Origin of the sequence: Corynebacterium yudongzhengii (assembly GCF_003065405.1) — a bacterium.
Classification (GTDB): Bacteria; Actinomycetota; Actinomycetes; order Mycobacteriales; family Mycobacteriaceae; genus Corynebacterium; species Corynebacterium yudongzhengii.
The window spans coordinates 213534-230124 of the sequence record NZ_CP026947.1 but is presented as its reverse complement, the minus strand read 5'-3'; the positions used below and the strand labels follow the sequence as shown (position 1 = coordinate 230124).

General features: G+C 61.3%; 10 protein-coding genes, 1 tRNA gene and 2 pseudogenes. 4 read left to right on the top strand and 9 right to left on the bottom strand.

Features of this window, described 5'->3' with window-relative positions; genetic code table 11:
* Window positions 1-220 precede the first annotated feature (220 nt).
* The 3 genes and pseudogenes from C3B44_RS01115 to C3B44_RS01105 all read right to left on the bottom strand — a co-directional run bounded on the left by C3B44_RS01115 (window position 221) and on the right by C3B44_RS01105 (window position 4326).
* A pseudogene (locus C3B44_RS01115) lies at window positions 221-1572 on the bottom strand (IS256 family transposase).
* Between the two features lie 368 nt (window positions 1573-1940).
* Window positions 1941-2765 (bottom strand): Abi family protein, encoded by an 825-nt coding sequence (locus tag C3B44_RS01110; RefSeq protein WP_235840522.1) that lies wholly within the window; start codon window positions 2763-2765, stop codon window positions 1941-1943.
* Between the two features lie 307 nt (window positions 2766-3072).
* Window positions 3073-4326: an IS256 family transposase gene (locus C3B44_RS01105; protein WP_108430618.1), complete on the bottom strand. Its 1254-nt coding sequence runs from the start codon at window positions 4324-4326 to the stop codon at window positions 3073-3075.
* 142 nt (window positions 4327-4468) lie between these two features.
* Between C3B44_RS01105 and C3B44_RS01100 the strand changes: the two are divergent.
* Together C3B44_RS01100 and C3B44_RS01095 are read left to right on the top strand one after the other, a co-directional pair.
* Window positions 4469-4792, top strand: a pseudogene (locus C3B44_RS01100) (integrase core domain-containing protein); the annotation flags it as partial.
* A 378-nt stretch (window positions 4793-5170) separates the two neighbouring features.
* Window positions 5171-6319, top strand: coding sequence for an esterase/lipase family protein (locus tag C3B44_RS01095; protein WP_146183486.1), 1149 nt, complete (start codon window positions 5171-5173; stop codon window positions 6317-6319).
* Window positions 6320-6855: 536 nt separating this feature from the next.
* Here C3B44_RS01095 and C3B44_RS01085 read toward each other — a convergent pair.
* From C3B44_RS01085 to C3B44_RS01075, 3 genes are all read right to left on the bottom strand, one after another.
* Complete coding sequence (locus tag C3B44_RS01085) at window positions 6856-7461, bottom strand: hypothetical protein (RefSeq protein ID WP_235840480.1); 606 nt, start codon at window positions 7459-7461, stop codon at window positions 6856-6858.
* Window positions 7462-7915: 454 nt separating this feature from the next.
* Window positions 7916-7991 (bottom strand) — tRNA-Thr (locus C3B44_RS01080).
* Between the two features lie 77 nt (window positions 7992-8068).
* Entirely contained in the window at window positions 8069-9265 is a 1197-nt protein-coding gene (locus C3B44_RS01075; RefSeq protein WP_199222448.1) for a DNA polymerase III subunit delta', read from the bottom strand.
* Window positions 9266-9334: 69 nt separating this feature from the next.
* On the opposite strand from C3B44_RS01075, the gene C3B44_RS01070 reads away from it, so the two are divergent.
* Window positions 9335-10861 carry an adenylate/guanylate cyclase domain-containing protein gene (locus C3B44_RS01070; protein ID WP_108430730.1) on the top strand — a complete coding sequence of 509 codons (1527 nt, stop codon included), beginning with the start codon at window positions 9335-9337 and terminating at the stop codon, window positions 10859-10861.
* 462 nt (window positions 10862-11323) lie between these two features.
* Here C3B44_RS01070 and C3B44_RS01065 read toward each other — a convergent pair whose 3' ends face one another.
* Window positions 11324-12076, bottom strand: coding sequence for a hypothetical protein (locus C3B44_RS01065; protein WP_108430729.1), 753 nt, complete (start codon window positions 12074-12076; stop codon window positions 11324-11326).
* A 3-nt stretch (window positions 12077-12079) separates the two neighbouring features.
* A complete protein-coding gene (gene topA, locus C3B44_RS01060; RefSeq protein ID WP_108430728.1) occupies window positions 12080-15037 on the bottom strand; it encodes a type I DNA topoisomerase in 2958 nt (985 codons plus the stop codon).
* A gap of 154 nt (window positions 15038-15191) precedes the next feature.
* On the opposite strand from topA, the gene C3B44_RS01055 reads away from it, so the two are divergent.
* Window positions 15192-15818: a DedA family protein gene (locus C3B44_RS01055; protein ID WP_108430727.1), complete on the top strand. Its 627-nt coding sequence runs from the start codon at window positions 15192-15194 to the stop codon at window positions 15816-15818.
* Window positions 15819-16322: 504 nt separating this feature from the next.
* Here the strand turns inward: C3B44_RS01055 and C3B44_RS01050 are convergent.
* A complete protein-coding gene (locus C3B44_RS01050; RefSeq protein ID WP_108430726.1) occupies window positions 16323-16526 on the bottom strand; it encodes a cold-shock protein in 204 nt (67 codons plus the stop codon).
* Between the last annotated feature and the right edge of the window lie 65 nt (window positions 16527-16591).

Sequence of the window (16591 nt, the reverse complement as noted above, 5' to 3'; positions counted from 1 at the left end):
GGTGTGTGAAGGGAGGTGCGGCTGTTGGGACTGTTGTGGCTTGCTGGCTATAGCGCTGCATGCGGACGCTCGCCGGGCGCTTATGGTGCGTTAACGCCTAACAGCTAGTCGACGTTGAACGAGTATCTACCGGTAAGCCCGTTGTGGATCGTGATGGAATAACTCTGCCCATTAGCCTCCGCACCTGAGAGCGTCCGATAGTTTGTGTGCGGGGGGTGGTTTACAGGTAGTCCGCGAATCGGTCTGGGTATGCCACAGCTAGTTGGTTGATGGCTTGTTTCCAGCCATTGGCCTTCGCTCCTTGAACATACCCGTTGCACTCAACGGCACGCTTGGCTTGCTTCGCGCGTTTGGCAACGCGTTAGTCTTCGATGGTGCACATCATCAACCAAAGCGTCTTCAGTGCTGCTGTATCGTTCGGGAACTGGCCCCGGTTTCGGGTAGCTTTACGCAGCTCAGCATTGAGTGACTCGATTGAATTCGTGGTGTATATCACCTTGCGCGCCGCTGGCGGGAACTGCAGAAACCCCACGAACCGTTCCCACGCATCACGCCAGATATTCACCGACTGCGGGTACTTCTGGCCAAGCTCAGAGGTTTCGAACGCATCTAAGCTGGCACGGGCGGTATCTTCGTTTACGGCCGTCTAGATCGCACGTAGCGCACTGGAGACGGGTTTTCGGTCCTGATAGGACACCCACCTATTCGCCGCCCGGATCAGGTGCACGATGCAGGTTTGTACCATCGAATGTGGCCAGGTTGCCTCCACAAGCTTCCGGTAGACCTTTAAGACCATCACAGCAGACGATGAAGACATCCTGGACGCCACGGTTGGCCAGATCTGCGCACACAGATGCCCAAAAGGCGGCACCTTCATTATCAGCAATCCACAAGCCCAGGATGTGCTTGATACCGTCTATGTCGATGCCCACCGCCATGTAGCACGCCTTGTTGACTACACGGTGGCCATCGCGGATCTTCACGCGTAGCGCATCAAAAAAGATTACTGGGTAGAACTCGTCGAGTTGACGGTTCTGCCAGATCATCACCTCGTCTAAGACTGCATCGGTAATCGTGCTGATCGTATCCGGGCTCATATCCACCCCCAGGGTGGAGCCAAGATGGTGCTGAATATCACGCACTGTCATCCCACCGGCGTACAGCGAGATGATCATGTCATCGAGCTCTGTCAGCCGGCGTGAGCCCTTGGGCACCATCTGGGCAGTAAACGTGCCGGAACGATCCCTGGGCACGATCCCTTCCAACGCGCCGTGCCCAGAATTGACGGTCTTGGTCTACGACCCGTTGCGGTGGTTACTACCCTGTGTTGGTTCAACCTGGGCCTTCATCGTCCGGTCGGAATGACCGTAGCCCAAATGGGCATCCATTTCCGCCTGCAAAACCAGCGTTAATCGATGCCTGCAACAGGGCTTTGACCAGGTCGCTGGCGTTATCGGTGGACGTCGACAACTCGCCAATCAGCTTGGCGAGCTCAGGATTTTCCATCAGCTTCTCGCTGATCTCGTTGACCTTGTCCTGGTCATGGTTTTTCTTCGTTGTCACCGTTGTCATTATCGGTGAAACTCCTTCTGGATCAGAGCCTCACACACAAATTTCCTGACACCCTCGGAAACTGTGGCGTTTGGCCCTTGTCAGTGAGGCTGATCGGGGGAACCGTCAAAAAGAATGGGCCTCCGTCAAAAGATGCAAGCTTCCGTCGAAAAGTATTGGGTGGGCACCAACAAGTGCTGATCGGCTCGCGTCTACTAGCTAGTCAAGCCTGCGCCCGCGAGGACTTATCACCGACTGTACTCAGACCCTGGCCAGCCAGCTGACCCAGTACAAGAAGCGGAAGAAAACCCAAGACATTTCAAAGCCTGATAATGAGTAGCCGTGGCCGTTGTTTTGCCTCTGAGCTGGGATGACGGCCACACTTTTGTCTAGTGGAGAGTCCAGACAGGTAGGTTCCTCCAGTCATCGGGAAATCCCATCTCATCGATTTGCCGCAATGCCAGTGGGTGATACTCTTCCTCGATCAACTTACGAACCTTATTCACCCAGGTCGAGCCAGGAGAGACGCTTCGTAGCATGAATGCGATGATGGTGAGAGCCCCGAAGAGTCGTTCGCTTTGCCCTTTAGGTAGACAAGACAACTCTTGGATCGTGCGGAAAGCGTTTGTGGATGCTGGGGTGAAGTAACGGTTCCAGAGTCGACCGTGGTGCGCACAAGTGTTTCGTAGCACGGTGAGTTGTTCGCACCAACGAGCGAGGGGATCTTGGTTGTAGTAGCTCTTCTTCTGTCGAGAATTCAGCTGATCAGGGTCGATATGAAAACCGAAACTGTGTGAGATGTTTCGCTGATCCTCAAGTAGGAGGCCGTCAAAGAGAATCGAAATGTCGGAGAAATCAAGAACATCAGCAAGAACCCAGAATGGGTAGTCGTCGTAGTTGGCAGCGTAGTGGGCAACAGCTTGACTGCGCTTGCGCGCTCGGTCCACCCGCTTTTCTGCAGTTTCTAGCCAATCTTGATGCTGGAAGTTCTCACGGAAATAGCTGCGATCCTTGTAGGACAAGGCACCTTTCGCGATGAGTAATTCGCCGATCCTCGCGCGAAGCGCAACCTCAATGCGCTCAATCCCATCGTAGATAAGTGTGCGCATTTTGCGGTCGAACTCGTAGAGCGCCACTACTTCCTCAAACGTTGTGCCCGGCACGAAGTTATCAGCGCGTTGTGGTTCTTTGGGATCTTCAGGCTCCGGAAGCACCCGGTAGGAGTACCAGTACCCGGACAATCGGTAGTAGGAAACGCTAGACAGCCACTGCCGTGCTAGCGGCTCGTGACCTCCATCCCGCGGGTGCGCAGGAGTGCAATCTGCTCATCAACCGTGGTGGGATTCTTGATCTTCTTCATGGGGGACTGTTTCCTAGATAGAAATCCAGCCCGTCTCCAACCTAGTGGTCGAAGCGGGCTGAACGATTACCTTCACAATACCACGCCCCCCGCGAGAACTCCAGCCCTTGAGGTCAAGCCCCTGGTAGTGGTGTAACTGGTTTTTGATCCTTCGTTGGTGCTCAGGCGGGTAGTTGCATCAGTGGGTCGGTGTTCACCTCCGTCTGCGAGCTGGTGTCGGTGGTCAGGGCGAGTCGGCATCGGCTCAGGACTTCGAGGCCGAGGCAGCGACGTCCTTCGGCCCATTCGTCGGTCTGCTCGGCCAGGACGGCGCCGATGAGGCGGACGATGGCATCCCGGTTGGAGAAGATCCCTACAACGTCGGTGCGGCGGCGGATCTCGCGGTTGAGCCGCTCGGTGGGGTTGTTGGACCAGATCTTCCGCCACACGTCGTCGGGGAACGTGGTGAAGGCGAGCAGGTCCTCTCGAGCGTCACCGAGGTGGTCGGCGACCTCGGGCAGCCGGTGCTCGGTGTAGTCCAATAGTCGGTCGAACTGGGCGTTGACGGCGTCTGCGGTGGGCTGGTCATAGACGCTGTGCAGCATGGCCTTCACGGCCGGCCACATGGACTTCGGGCACACCGCCATGAGGTTCGCCGCGTAGTGGGTGCGGCAGCGCTGCCAGGCGGCTCCGGGCAGATTCGCCGAGATCGCATCCACGAGGCCGGCGTGCGCATCAGAGGTCACCAGCCGCATGCCGCCCAGGCCGCGGGCGACCAGGTCGGCGAAGAAGGTGTTCCACGAGGCCTTGGTCTCACTGGTCGCCACTTGCATGCCCAGCACCTCGCGGTGCCCGTCGCCGTTGACCCCGGTGGCCAGCAGCACCGAGGCCTTGACGACCTGCTTGTTTTCCCGAACCTTGATCGTCAACGCATCGGCGGTGACGAAAGTCAACGGCCCTGCCTCATCCAGGCGCCGGTGCCGGAACGCGGCGACCTGCTCATCCAGGTCGGCGGCCATGCGGGAGACCTGCGACTTCGACAGTGAGTCAATGCCCAGGGTCTTGACCAGCTTGTCCATGCGGCGGGTGGACACTCCGGCCAGATAGCAATCCGCCACGACGGTGATCAGCGCGGACTCAGCACGCTTGCGGCGCTCGAGCAGCCACTCGGGAAAGTAGGACCCCGACCGCAGCTTGGGCACCGCCACGTCGACGGTGCCAACCCGCGTATCGAGCGGGCGGTGGCGGTAGCCGTTTCGGTAGTTGGTGCGCTCGGCAGAGCGGGCGTTCCACTCCGCCCCGCAGACGGCGTCGGCATCGGCGGACAGCAAGGCGTTGATCATGGTCTGCAGCAGCTCGCGCATCAGATCCGGCGACGCCTCGGCGAGGGCTTGGCCAAGAAGGCCGGCAGGGTCGACAATATGAGGTGCGGTCATCGTGATGACTCCATTCGAGGATTCGGTAAGAGGTTGACTCGAAGGATCACACGGTGGCCGCTCTACATCCGTGCACAACACGAATCTGCAGACGATCTCGGCCACCGAGTTACACCACCTTAAGGGGCATTACTGAAACCAGCTAATTCACCACAGCGATCGGGGCAGCCAGTATGTGTCACTGAAGTATTCCACTGCGCTAGCTGAGTCAGGAATCCGCCCGAGTGTGGGAACAGTCGGCGATTCTTACGACAATGCACTAGCCGAAACAGTCAACGGTCTCTACAAGGCTGAACTGATTCATGCCCAGGGCCCGTGGACGTCGGTCGGAGAAGTCGAACTGGCCACCTTGCGGTGGGTGCATTGGTGGAACACTAAGCGACTTCACGAAGCATTGGACTACGCCACCCCACAGAAAATAGAAACCGAGTACTATCTCACCGAGCCCATCAACACAGGGCCGTAAAAGAAGCGGAACTAAACCCAGGACGCTTCAGTTTTCCGTGCATCACGTATTCGCCCATACAAATATCGTATACGAAAAATACTGTGATCTGAACCTCTGGCTCCATAACTACTGAGCGAATCCAGCTACGCCTCATAGAGACCTCACTTGCGACCTTGGTCGCACAGCCGCCACATTAACCACGATCAGGCGCGCTCAGAGCCCATCTAAGCATCCAACAAAAGCCGAACCGGCAAAGAAGCATCCAAGTCACGTGGGTATAAAAGTGGATACGAAAGTTCCTTTACAGTTCATCCATCCTGCTTTTACTCTTCTTTACAGATAGCTCACCGCTATCACCTGTTTCCACAGGCAAGACTATAAACAGGAGGGATTAATATGCCTCGTTTTCGCATAGCAGCGGCTCTCGCCGCGGTTGGTATGATGTGCGCTGGCCATACAGCTGTCGCTCAAGAGGTCTCTACTTCGACTTCTCAGGCCATCAACGACTGGTCGACTAACCTTTCCTCCGACCCGCTCGAGGCTACTGCCACACCAGTAGATGAACCCTTCGGCGGTGCTGTCGACGACAAACAGCTGGAAGATAGCTTTCATTGCACATCGCCTGTTCCGCCTACAGACGCAGAAAAGACCGTTCTGCTAGTTCATGGCGTAGGTTTTTATGGGGAAGCAACCTACGGTTGGAATTTTGAAGAAACCCTCACAGACCAAGGCTACGATGTCTGCTACATCGAACAGCCTCACAGCGGCCGAGGAGATCTCACAGTGGCCGGTCAATACGTCGCAGAGGCTGTCAAGCTAGCACACCAGAGATTGAATCGGCCCGTGTCAGTCATCGGCCATAGTGCTGGGCCAGCTGCGACGATGTGGGGGCTCCGGTATGACGATGAAGCCGCAGCGAAAGTTGATGACTTTATTTCCCTAGCAGGCGCTTTGCACGGCACAACTTTGGTCGAGCCGGCGTGCCGACAGCTGGAGGCATGTCCGGTCATCGCCTGGCAGATGCACCCGAAGAGTCAATTCATCACCGCGCTACACGCGAAACCATTGCCTGACAATATTGACATCACCTCGATCTACAGTCGCTCCGACTATGGCATTCAGCCAGCCGCAGAGGCGACTCATGTACGCGGCGCTGCCCACATTGCCGCACAGGATGTCTGCCCTAAAAACCTCCCCGGGCATCTGGGACTGCTTGCCGACCCGGCTGCCCACGCTCTCGTTGAAGACGCCCTGAGCAACCCCGGGCCGGCCGATATTAATCGTCTCCCCCAAGATGTATGCAAGAACGGCATCACCGCCCGAGTGGATAAAGACGATATCAGCACAGCTCTAAACGCCCTCGTCGAATACGTTAAAGCACTCGGTGAACCGCGCTATATCTCAGAGCCAGCTCTGCCCGAATACGCTCGCCAAGATGCTCCAGCAGGCCCAACTCCCCCAGGAGAGATAGCTCAAGGGTCCTCCATGCGAATCAAGGGCAGCGCTGACAGCTTCGCGCAAGCATCCAGCGATGCCTTGCGTTAACGGTACACACGAATCTGAATAGTGCACCCGGCAGTCGAGTCCAACACCACGTGGATTACCGATAGTCCCAGTGCACTGCTTCTATCGCGGTCACGGATACGCGCGAAGACGGCTGTCCCGAGCGGCAGTTCGAACAGCCGTCTTCGCAACGTGTCACAGGCCTTTGGAACGGTCTCTAAACGCTCAAAAGCCCAATAAGCCAAAGCTGCGACCCTCAACCTGGGCACCCACCGCTTCTAAACAATCTCACCGATGCTCACGACATAAGCCGTAGAGGCCTACCAAGGTGGTTGATCTAGTCTTCCTCCGCGCTACCGCGCAGGGGAACCGTATATTGCTTATGGTATGAGACCCCTTAGACATCTGGGTAATCACCACTCTTCTTTAGCGCCGCAATATGTCTAGCTACCGTGGCACGTGAAACTCCTACCTCTGTCCCGATTTCAGCCCACGTAGGCACCGTTCCCGTCTGGACATACTGGTCGTTCACCATCTGGCTAATGCGGGACTTCGTAGATCGGCCTTGAGCCTTTTTCTTACGATGCGTCTTTTCTAGGGTTTCTCAGCGTCCTTGTGCGTACTCCGCCGTGTGGGTCTGTTTTCCAGCGTTGTGCGGCCTTCTGCCCGCCTCTGCGGCCCATTGTGGCTAAAGCCTTACGTTCTTGTGTTGTAACGCGTGCAGCGGACGCAGAGACACCTGTATGACCGTTTTTGGATTGAGTGACATATCCGCGCACACGCCTGGCCATAGTCAAACGATCACGCATCGGCGGCATCTCATCATCGCGACCATCTGCGCCGTAGCGCTGAGCAATACGATAAGCATGCTCATAGGCATCAATAAGCGCGGCATCGGTCATGCGCTGGCCTCCTGCTCGTAACCGATGCCCAGTCTTTAAAGCATGACGAAACGCAGTCTCATCACGCGCCGCCCGACCCGGACAGACCCACAGCACCCGCACCCCCTCGACCAACTCCGGATCGAAAGCCTCAAGGCCGTCACTGAGCTCTTGATCCACATCGACAGCTAACGCCGCAAACGCTTGCGCGTGCTCCCGGCGAGCTTTCACAGCGTTAATAAGTTCCCGCCCACTAGAAAATTGCTGGCGAACAGTAGCTTCCCGTTCGAGCACCCCGGTCATGCTACGCTTCCCTCAATTGTCAGACACGCCCTAGCACTCCGCCTGGTCGAAAACAGCCACCCCTAAAGGAGTGCTGGTTTCGACCGCGCGAGGCTCGTTTCTGTCGGGATGATTTCGACCAGCGCTAGCGCACCATGCACGATTGGCGCATGGGAAGCGCAGTGCAGACACCCGGCCGCCCCATCAGCCACATCTTCCCCAGCACCCTCGCCTGAAGGTCATCAAACCCGCTTCGGGTGCCCACACGTTCCGCCTGGTCGAAAACAGCCACCCCTAAAGGAGTACTGGTTTCGACCGCGCGAGAGCCCTTTCTATAGACCTGATTTCGACCTGCGCTAGCGCACCATGCGCAGACGCCCACCAACGCACCCGCACCGCATCCGCAAAGCACCCCAATCAAACCCAACGAAAACAGCCGCCCCACCGTAAACACCGGCCGGGCGACTATTTCGAGTGGAGCCGCCTGCGAGAATCGAACTCGCGACCTTCTCATTACGAGTGAGATGCTCTACCGACTGAGCTAAGGCGGCATGGCTTCGGGAATAGATCTCCCCTACACCGAGGCTTCACTTTAGCCTACGGTCAACACCTCTCGGAAACACCCAGCTCAGCGGGCATGAAAGGCCTTGCGGATCCGGCCGAGCATCCCGTCGAGAGCCAGCTGCGGAGAGACGAATCCCAACAGTCTTTCGCGGGCCTGGCGGATGGCGTCTTGAGCCTCGACGAAGGCGGCCATGTCGCCGCGGCGGGCGAGTTCTTCGGAGAGGGGTCGGAAATCGGGGTGGGTGAGCTCGAGCTCGGCGTCCGCAGAGATCATCATGCCGTCGCGGTAGATGCCGGCGAGATCCATGAGGGCGAGGTCGAGGACGTCGATCTGGGCGCGGGTGCGGCGGCGCTTCTGCTCCTGCTTCAGCTCCTTGATCGCCCCGGCGCTGCCGCGGGTGGCTTTCTGCGCGCCCTTGCCTTTCGCGCCCATGCCGAGGGAGTCTTCGAGCTTCTTCAGTTCTTGCTCGTCGATCTCGTCGTAGATCTCGTCGTTTTCTTTCTTCGTGGTGTTGATCAGGGAGTTGACGGCCTTGAACGCCTCGTCGCCGGAGAAGATCAGCTCCGCGAGGTTGATCGCCTGCGCCCGGCGGTTCTGCATGATCGGGGTCTTCACCAGGCGGCGGGCACGCCCAATGTGATGCAACGAGCTGGTGGCTGCGAGGCGGGCGTCGTGTTCGGAGGCGCCTTCGTCGACAAGCAGTCGAACGATCTGCTCCGTCGACGGCGAGGGGATGTATAAGTGGCGGCAGCGCGAGCGCAGCGTCGGGATGAAGTCTTCCGGGGCCAGCGAGGGGGCGCACAGGATGATGACGGTGCGCTCCGGGGGTTCTTCGATGGTTTTGAGCAGGGTGTTGGCGGCGTCGTCGCGGAGGCGGTCCGCGTCTTCGATGATGACGACGCGCCAGGAGGCGACCGTCGGCAAGGAATGGGCGGTGGGGATGATCGTGTCGCGCACGTAGTCGATGCTGATGACGTTGCCTTCGGGCACGACGTGTGCGACGTCGGTGTGGGCGTCGTTCATCACCGCCCGGCACGGCTCGCAGCGCCCGCAGCCGAGCTCGGCGCCGTCGGTGCACACGAGCGCCTGGGCGAAGGCGAGCGCCGCCACCGAGCGCCCCGAGCCGGGCGGGCCGGTAAAAACCCAGGAGTGGGTCATGGCATAAGGGTCCGCGCCTTGCCTCCCGCGGGCGGTGGCCGCGGCCGCCAGGATCGCGTCACGAACTCCCGGCTGCTCGCCGAGCCGCTGCGCCACACTCATTCCGTTCACCCGCCCTACCCTAGCGCCGGCGGCCCACGGGTGTCAGAAGTCGCGATAGAGTTGTTGGTCATGGACCGGATTCTGAGAGCCCTAAAGTGGCTGTGGGGGACCTCGTGGCCCCTTTATGCTGCCCTGGTCCTCAGCTCGAACCTGATTGGTGCCGTGGGCATCATGCTGTTCATCCGCTACCTGCTGCCGCTTCCGGAGCTACAAGAGCTCGAACTCGGCTGGCTGACGCTGACCACCCTCGGGGTTCTGTACGTCGGCTTCGCGATCATCGTGGCCGTCGGCGCCACCCTCCTGCTCTTTAGGCCGGTGCTCGACTGGCAGCGCGACCCAGATAGACACGACCCCAACATGGTGCGCTACCTAGTCATGCGCATCCCCATCTACCAGGCGATCGTGTGCGCGGTGGTGTGGGGCATCGGCATCGCCATCGCGGTCGGGGTCATCGCCGCAACCTCCGGGCAGACGGCGCTGGTCGTCGGCATCGCGCTGATCCTCGCCGCCGCCGTCATCGTGCTGCTGACCTACCTGCAGGCCGAGCGCATGGTCCGCCCCGTCGCGGCCGCCGCCCTGGCGCAGCGCTTCGAAGACGCCACCCTCGAGCCGCCGATCACCCACCGCCTGCGCATTACGTGGATCATGACGACGGCGGCGCCGGTCGTCGGCATCTTGTTGCTCATCGCCGGGCAGCGCGCGGGCTTCTTCACCGACCGCGCCGCGGACCTCGACTGGGCGGTCTTCGCGCTCTCCATCACCGCCCTGATCACCGGCTACATCGGCACCAGCTTATCGACGGCCAGCGTCACCGACCCCATCCACGAACTCCAAGACGCCGTCACCCGGGTGCGGCGCGGCGATCACGACGTCCGCGTGGACATCTACGACGGCTCCGAAATCGGCGTCCTGCAGGCCGGCTTCAACGAGATGATGCGCGGGCTGAAGGAACGCCAGCGCGTGCGCGACATCTTCGGCCAGTACGTCGGCTCCGAAGTCGCCGAACGCGCGCTCGAGGAGCGCCCGCAGCTCGGCGGCGAGGACCGCAAGGTCGCGGTGCTATTTATCGACGTCATCGGCTCCACCGGCTTCGCCGTCAACCACTCGCCGGAGGAAGTGGTCACGGAGCTGAACAAGTTTTTCGACGTCGTCGTCGACGTGGTCCACCGCAACAAGGGCGTGATCAACAAGTTCCAGGGCGACGCCGCGCTCGCCGTCTTCGGCGCCCCGCTCAACGTCAACGACGCCACCAGCTGGGCCCTGACCGCCGCCCGCGAGATGCGCTCCGAACTGCGTGAACTCCGCCTGCAGGCCGGCATCGGGGTGGCGGCGGGCCACGTCGTCGCCGGCAACATCGGCGGCCACGACCGCTTCGAATACACCGTGATCGGCGACGCCGTGAACCTCGCGGCACGCCTGACCGAGATGGCCAAGGACACCCCGGGTCGCGTGCTGACCAACGCCGCCACCCTCCGCAGCGCCAACGAGGCCGAGCAGCGACGCTGGACCACCCTGAAGTCCGTCGAGCTGCGCGGACGCAACAAGATGACGCAGCTGGCACGCCCCGTGCGCTCCACGATGGCTGATCGTGCGTGAGGGGTAGGTGGGGTTTGCCGGTTTGCTGGTTTGCTGGTTTGCGGGCGCTGGGGTGGCGCTGGGGTGCCGTAACCGCCCTAGAAGAGCATGGAGCGTTTGCGCTTCACCGAAAGGAGTCGCTCCGAAAGGAGTCCCACGAGGTCGAAAGCAGGACTCCTTTCTATAAGGGTGAATTCGACCAGCGTTAGCGCGGCATGCGTACCCGGCGGCCACCGCTAGAAAATCTCGCGGTCGGCTCACCCCATCCGCCTCGTTTAACCCATCCGCCCTCCGCGCCATCCGCAGCGCCAGCCCTCATAGTGCGATAACGCCCGGTCGAAAGGAGTCGCTCCGAAAGGAGTCCCACGAGGTCGAAAGGAGGAGCCCTTTCTATAAGGCTGATTTCGACCAGCGCTAGCGCCGCATACGAGCAAGACTGCTGGTTTTCCCAAACCACCCCGCGACGCTAGGCCCACCGAGACGTCAGTAGCGCGAACGCGCGATACCGTCAACCACCAGCATCTGCCCCAGCGCGTTAAGGCTAAAAGCCACCGCGCCGAGCGTGCGGGCGCCGAAGCCGCGGCTGCCCCGGCTCACCGTGGCGCGCAGCAGCGTCGCCGCTTCCGAGGCGAACAGGAGGTTCGCGCCGTGGCCGACGCCCTTGGCGGGGGTGTTGCCTTGGCGGATGCGGGGATCGTCGGCAAACTCCGTCGTGATGGCCGCCGCCACCCCGCCGAGCCCGCTCGCCAGCGCGACCTTGGGGTTCTTCCACGCCGCCAGGCCGACGCCGGCCGCCACGATGCCCAGCCGCGTCCCCAGGCCGGCTGGCCGCACGCGGGCGCGGAAGGCGTCTTTGATGGCGTAGCCGTAGGCGCCGTACTGAGCGATCGCGGCCAGAATCGCGGGCGCACCGGCGCGATCCGGGTGGGCGCTGCGCTGGAGCTGTGAAATCATCCCGGCGATGACCCCGCCGGTGACGGCGGTCTTCTGCACCATCGGGCGGTGGCTGCGGAGAATCGCACCGCTGAGCAGGGGCAAAGCCGTCGGCTCCGCCACGGCGAGCAGGCGCTGCCAGCCGAAGACGCGCGCGGCGAAGGCGACGTCGTGGGCGATGAGAAACGCGCCGCGCTCCGGCTCGCTCGTGGACTTCTTCAGCGCGGCGAGCAGGGCCTCGAGCCCGTCGTGGGTGCGGTCGACGAAGGCATCGAGCGTATCGGTTCCGAGTTCCTTCGGCATGGGCTACTTCCTCCTTCGGGATCCGGCCTTGACCACGTTCTTCGTGGTCCGCGCCGGCTTCTTCGCTGTTTTCTTAGAAGTTTTCTTAGAAGACTTCTTAGAGGACTTCTTAGACGTCTTCTTCGCAGGCTTGCCGCCGTCGGCGGCCTGCTTCGCTCGGCGCTCGGACAGCAGCTCGTTGGCCCGCTGGTCCGTGATGGTATCCGGAGTATCGCCGCGGCGCAGCGAGGCGTTGGTTTCGCCGTCGGTGACATACGGGCCGAAGCGGCCGTCTTTGACGCTCATGGGCTTGCCGGAGACGTCGTTATCGCCCAGCAGTTTCAGCGGCGGCTTGGCTGCGCTGCGTCCGCGGCGCTTCGGCTCGGCGTAGATGCGGCGGGCTTCGTCGAGGGTGATCGTGAAGATCTGCTCCTCGCTCGACAGCGAGCGCGAGTCCTTGCCCTTCTTCAGATAAGGGCCGTAGCGGCCGTTCTGGGCGGTGATCATTTCGCCGTCGGAGGGGTCTTCGCCGACTTCGCGCGGCAGGCTGAGCAGCTGCAACGCCTCGTCGAGAGTCACCGTGCCGGTCTCCATGGACTGAAACAGTGAGGCGGTGGCGGGCTTGAGCTTGTCGGTGACGTACTCGTTGATCCGCTTGTCCTTCTGCTTCGCGGCGGTCTTGGTGTCCCAGTTCTTCTTGCGCTTGCCTTCCTCGGCGCGCTGGGCGTCCTCGGCGGCGCGCTCCTCGGCGACGATCTGCTCGGCTTCGGCTTCGGCTTTTTCGCGCTCGTCGTCACGCACTTGCTCGGTGACATACGGCCCGAAGCGGCCTTCCTTGGCGACGATCATGCGCCCGTTCGCCGGGTTCTCACCCAGCTCGCGGCCGCCCTGCGGGGTGGCGAAGAGTTTCTCGGCGACCTCGAGGGTCAGCTCGTCCGGGGTGGTGGCCTCCGGGAGGTTGGCGCGCTGGTACTCCGGCTCTCCGTCGGCGTTGGTGCCCACCACCCGCTCGATGTACGGCCCGTAGCGCCCGACGCGCACGACCACGTCGCGGCCCTTTTCGTCCTGGAACATGACCAGGGAGTTGACCTTCCGGGCGTCGATGGACTCGAGGTTGACGTCGATAAGCGACTTCAACCCGCCCAGCTTCGCGATCGCCTCGCTCATCTCATCGCTGGCGTCCGCGTCGCCGTAGTAGAAGCCGGTGAGCCAGTCGGTGCGGTCCTCGGAGCCGGCGGCGATGGCGTCGAGCTGGTCTTCCATAGAGGAGGTGAACTCGTAGTCGACGAGCGAGGTAAAGCTGTCTTCCAAAAGCCCGATCACGGCAAACGCCACCCAGCTGGGCACGAGCGCGTTGCCGCGCGGGTAGACATACCCGCGGTCCTGGATGGTCTTGATGATCGACGCGTACGTCGACGGACGGCCAATGCCTAGGTCTTCCATCTTCTTGACCAGGGAGGCCTCGGTGTAGCGCGCCGGCGGGTTGGTGGAGTGCCCGTCGGCGGTGATCTTTAAGGCCGCGAGCTGGTCGTTTTCGGCCAGCCGGGGCAGGTGCGAGGACTCGGACTTGTCGGTGTTCGAGCTCAGTGCGCGCAGGAAGCCGGGGAAGGTGATGGTGCGCCCGGTGGCGGAGAATTCGGTGGCGCGTGCGCCGTCGGCACCCTGGGAGGTGCCGGTGATGGTCACCTTCATCGACGTGCCCTTGGCGTCCGCCATCTGGGAGGCGACGGTGCGCGCCCAGATGAGTTCGTAGAGCTTGAACTCCTCGGCGTCGAGCTGGCTGCTGAGCTGACCGGGCGTCGGGAAGTTCGAGCCGGCCGGGCGGACCGCCTCGTGGGCTTCCTGGGAGTTTTTCACCTTGCGGTCGTAGCGACGCGGCTTATCCGCCACGTACTGATCGCCGTAGAGCTCCTTCGCCTGTGCCCGGGCGGCGCGCATGCCCTCGTCGGAGAGCGAGGTCGAGTCGGTACGCATATACGTGATGTGGCCGTTTTCATACAGCCGCTGCGCGATACGCATCGTGCGCTCGGAGGTGAAGTGCAACCGCCGGCCGGCCTCCTGCTGCAGCGTCGAGGTCATAAACGGCGCCTGGGGTTTACGCGAGTACGGCTTCTCCTCGACGGAGGCGACAGTCATTGTCGCCCCCTTCAGCCCGGCGGCCAAGGATTCGGCAAGCTGCTTATCGACGACCGTCAGCTCATCCTTCGTATTCTTCAGCTGACCGTCATCGTTGAAGTCACGGCCCTGGGCGACCCGCTGCCCGTCGACACCCGTCAGGCGCGCCTCGAAGGTGCGCGGATTGTCCTGATCCGCCTGCTCGTTGCCGGTGTCGAGCTCAGCGGTGAGATCCCAGTAGTCGGCAGAGACGAACGCCATGCGCTCGCGCTCGCGCTCGACGATCACTCGCGTGGCCACCGACTGCACGCGCCCGGCCGACAGCCGCGGCATGACCTTCTTCCACAACACCGGGGAGACCTCGTAGCCGTAGAGGCGATCGAGGATGCGGCGAGTCTCCTGCGCATCCACCAAATCCTGGTCGATGTCGCGGGTCTGCTGGGCGGCTTCACGAATGGCGGACTCGGTGATCTCGTTGAACACCATGCGACGTACCGGCACCTTCGGCTTCAGCACCTCGAGCAGATGCCAGGCGATAGCTTCGCCCTCGCGGTCAGGGTCAGTGGCGAGATACAGCTGATCGACCTCTTTGAGCAGGCGCTTAAGCTCCGTGACCTTCTTCTTTTTGTCCTGGCTGACGACATACAGCGGCTTGAACTCATGCTCGGTGTCGACGCCTAAGCGCGCCCACGGTTCCTTCTTGTACTTCGCGGGCACGTCCGCGGCTCCGCGGGGCAGATCACGGATGTGGCCGACCGAGGCCTCGACGATGTAGTTATCACCCAGATACTTCTGGATCTTCTTCGCCTTCGTCGCCGACTCGACGATGACCAGGGTCTTACCCTGGTCGCCGGTATCATCCGTCACGGTAGGGCCGCTTCCTTCCTACTGATCACTTATGATCATTCACATTCACGCATTTTCGTTAACGCCAGACTTTAGCGCAGGCACTAATCACTTCGCGACGATACACAGTATTTAATAGGTCTCCTACACCCGAGCCAGGAAAGGACCATCAGACGTGGCTGACCAGATCACCCAGTGGATCGAAGCCATTGTCACGCTGCCCATCTTCCTTCCACTGGTCACCATCATGGCGTTTCTCGACGCCACCATCCCCGTCATCCCCTCCGAACCCGTCCTCAGCGTGGGTGCGTCCTGGGCGGGAGCGACGGGCCAGATCAACCCGTGGCATGTCTTCTTTGCAGCCCTAATCGGGGGCATGGCGGGAGACAACACCTGCTACATCGTAGGCCGCAAGTTCCAGAACAAGGTGGCCAACTTAAACCCCAAATCGAAGCCGGGCAAGGCCATCGGCTGGGTGCGCCGAATGATGAAGCACTACGGCGGGGCGACGATCATCATCGCCCGCTTCGTGCCCTATGCCCGCTTCACGCTCACCCTGCTGCTCGGGTCCGTGCGCTACAACTGGCTGCTGTTCTTCATCTACGACACCATCGGCGTGGCGATCTGGGCCGGAGCCATCGTCAGTGTCAGCTACTTCGGCGGCCTGCTCTTCGAGGGCGCACCGCTCATTGGTGTCCTCTTCGGCGTGGTGGCCGGCACGCTCATCGGCGTCGTGATCCAGAAGATACAAAACAGCGTCATCGAGTGGCGTGCCGAGCGGCGCGCGACCTCCTCGGCTTAGGGGTTGTGTGGTTGCAGTTGCGGTTGTGGAGAGTTAGGGGCCGGTTGGGGCCATGCAGCGGCATCGCTTTCGTTCGCTTTCGTTCGCCTGGTCGAAAGGGGTCGCCCCTAAACGAGTCCCGCGCGGTCGAAAGGAGCACTCCTTTCTATAGCCCTGCTTTCGACCAGCGATAGCGCTTCATGTCAACACGCTCACCCCGGCCTCGCTTTGGACCACTCAGCAACGTTCCCCGGAGACAGACACCCCATCAGCCATGCAGCGGTATCGCTTTCGCACGTTTTTACACGTTCCCGCACGCCTGGCCGAAAGGAGTCACCCCTAAACGAGTCCCGCGCGGTCGAAAGGAACACTCCTTTCGATAGCCCTGCTTTCGACCAGCGCTACCGCGTTATACACGTAGAACACCCAGAACCCCAACAAACCCCCAGAACCAACCACAAACACCAAACGCCGCAGACCGAGAACGCTGTCCTCGACCTGCGGCGCCACCACCACACACAGTGTTTAGAGCGCGCGCACCTGCTGCGCCTGCGGGCCCTTGGTGCCTTCGCCGATTTCGAATTCGACCTGCTGGTCTTCTTCGAGGGTGCGGAAGCCGGAGCCCTGGATCTCGGAGTAGTGGACGAAGACGTCAGCGGAGCCGTCTTCGGGGGCGATGAAGCCGAAGCCCTTTTCGGCGTTGAACCACTTCACGGTACCTTTTGCCATGGTATGTCTACCTATCTGTTCTCGAATGGTTTGGGACTGGTCGCCTCACGCTGTGCGAGGCGGGT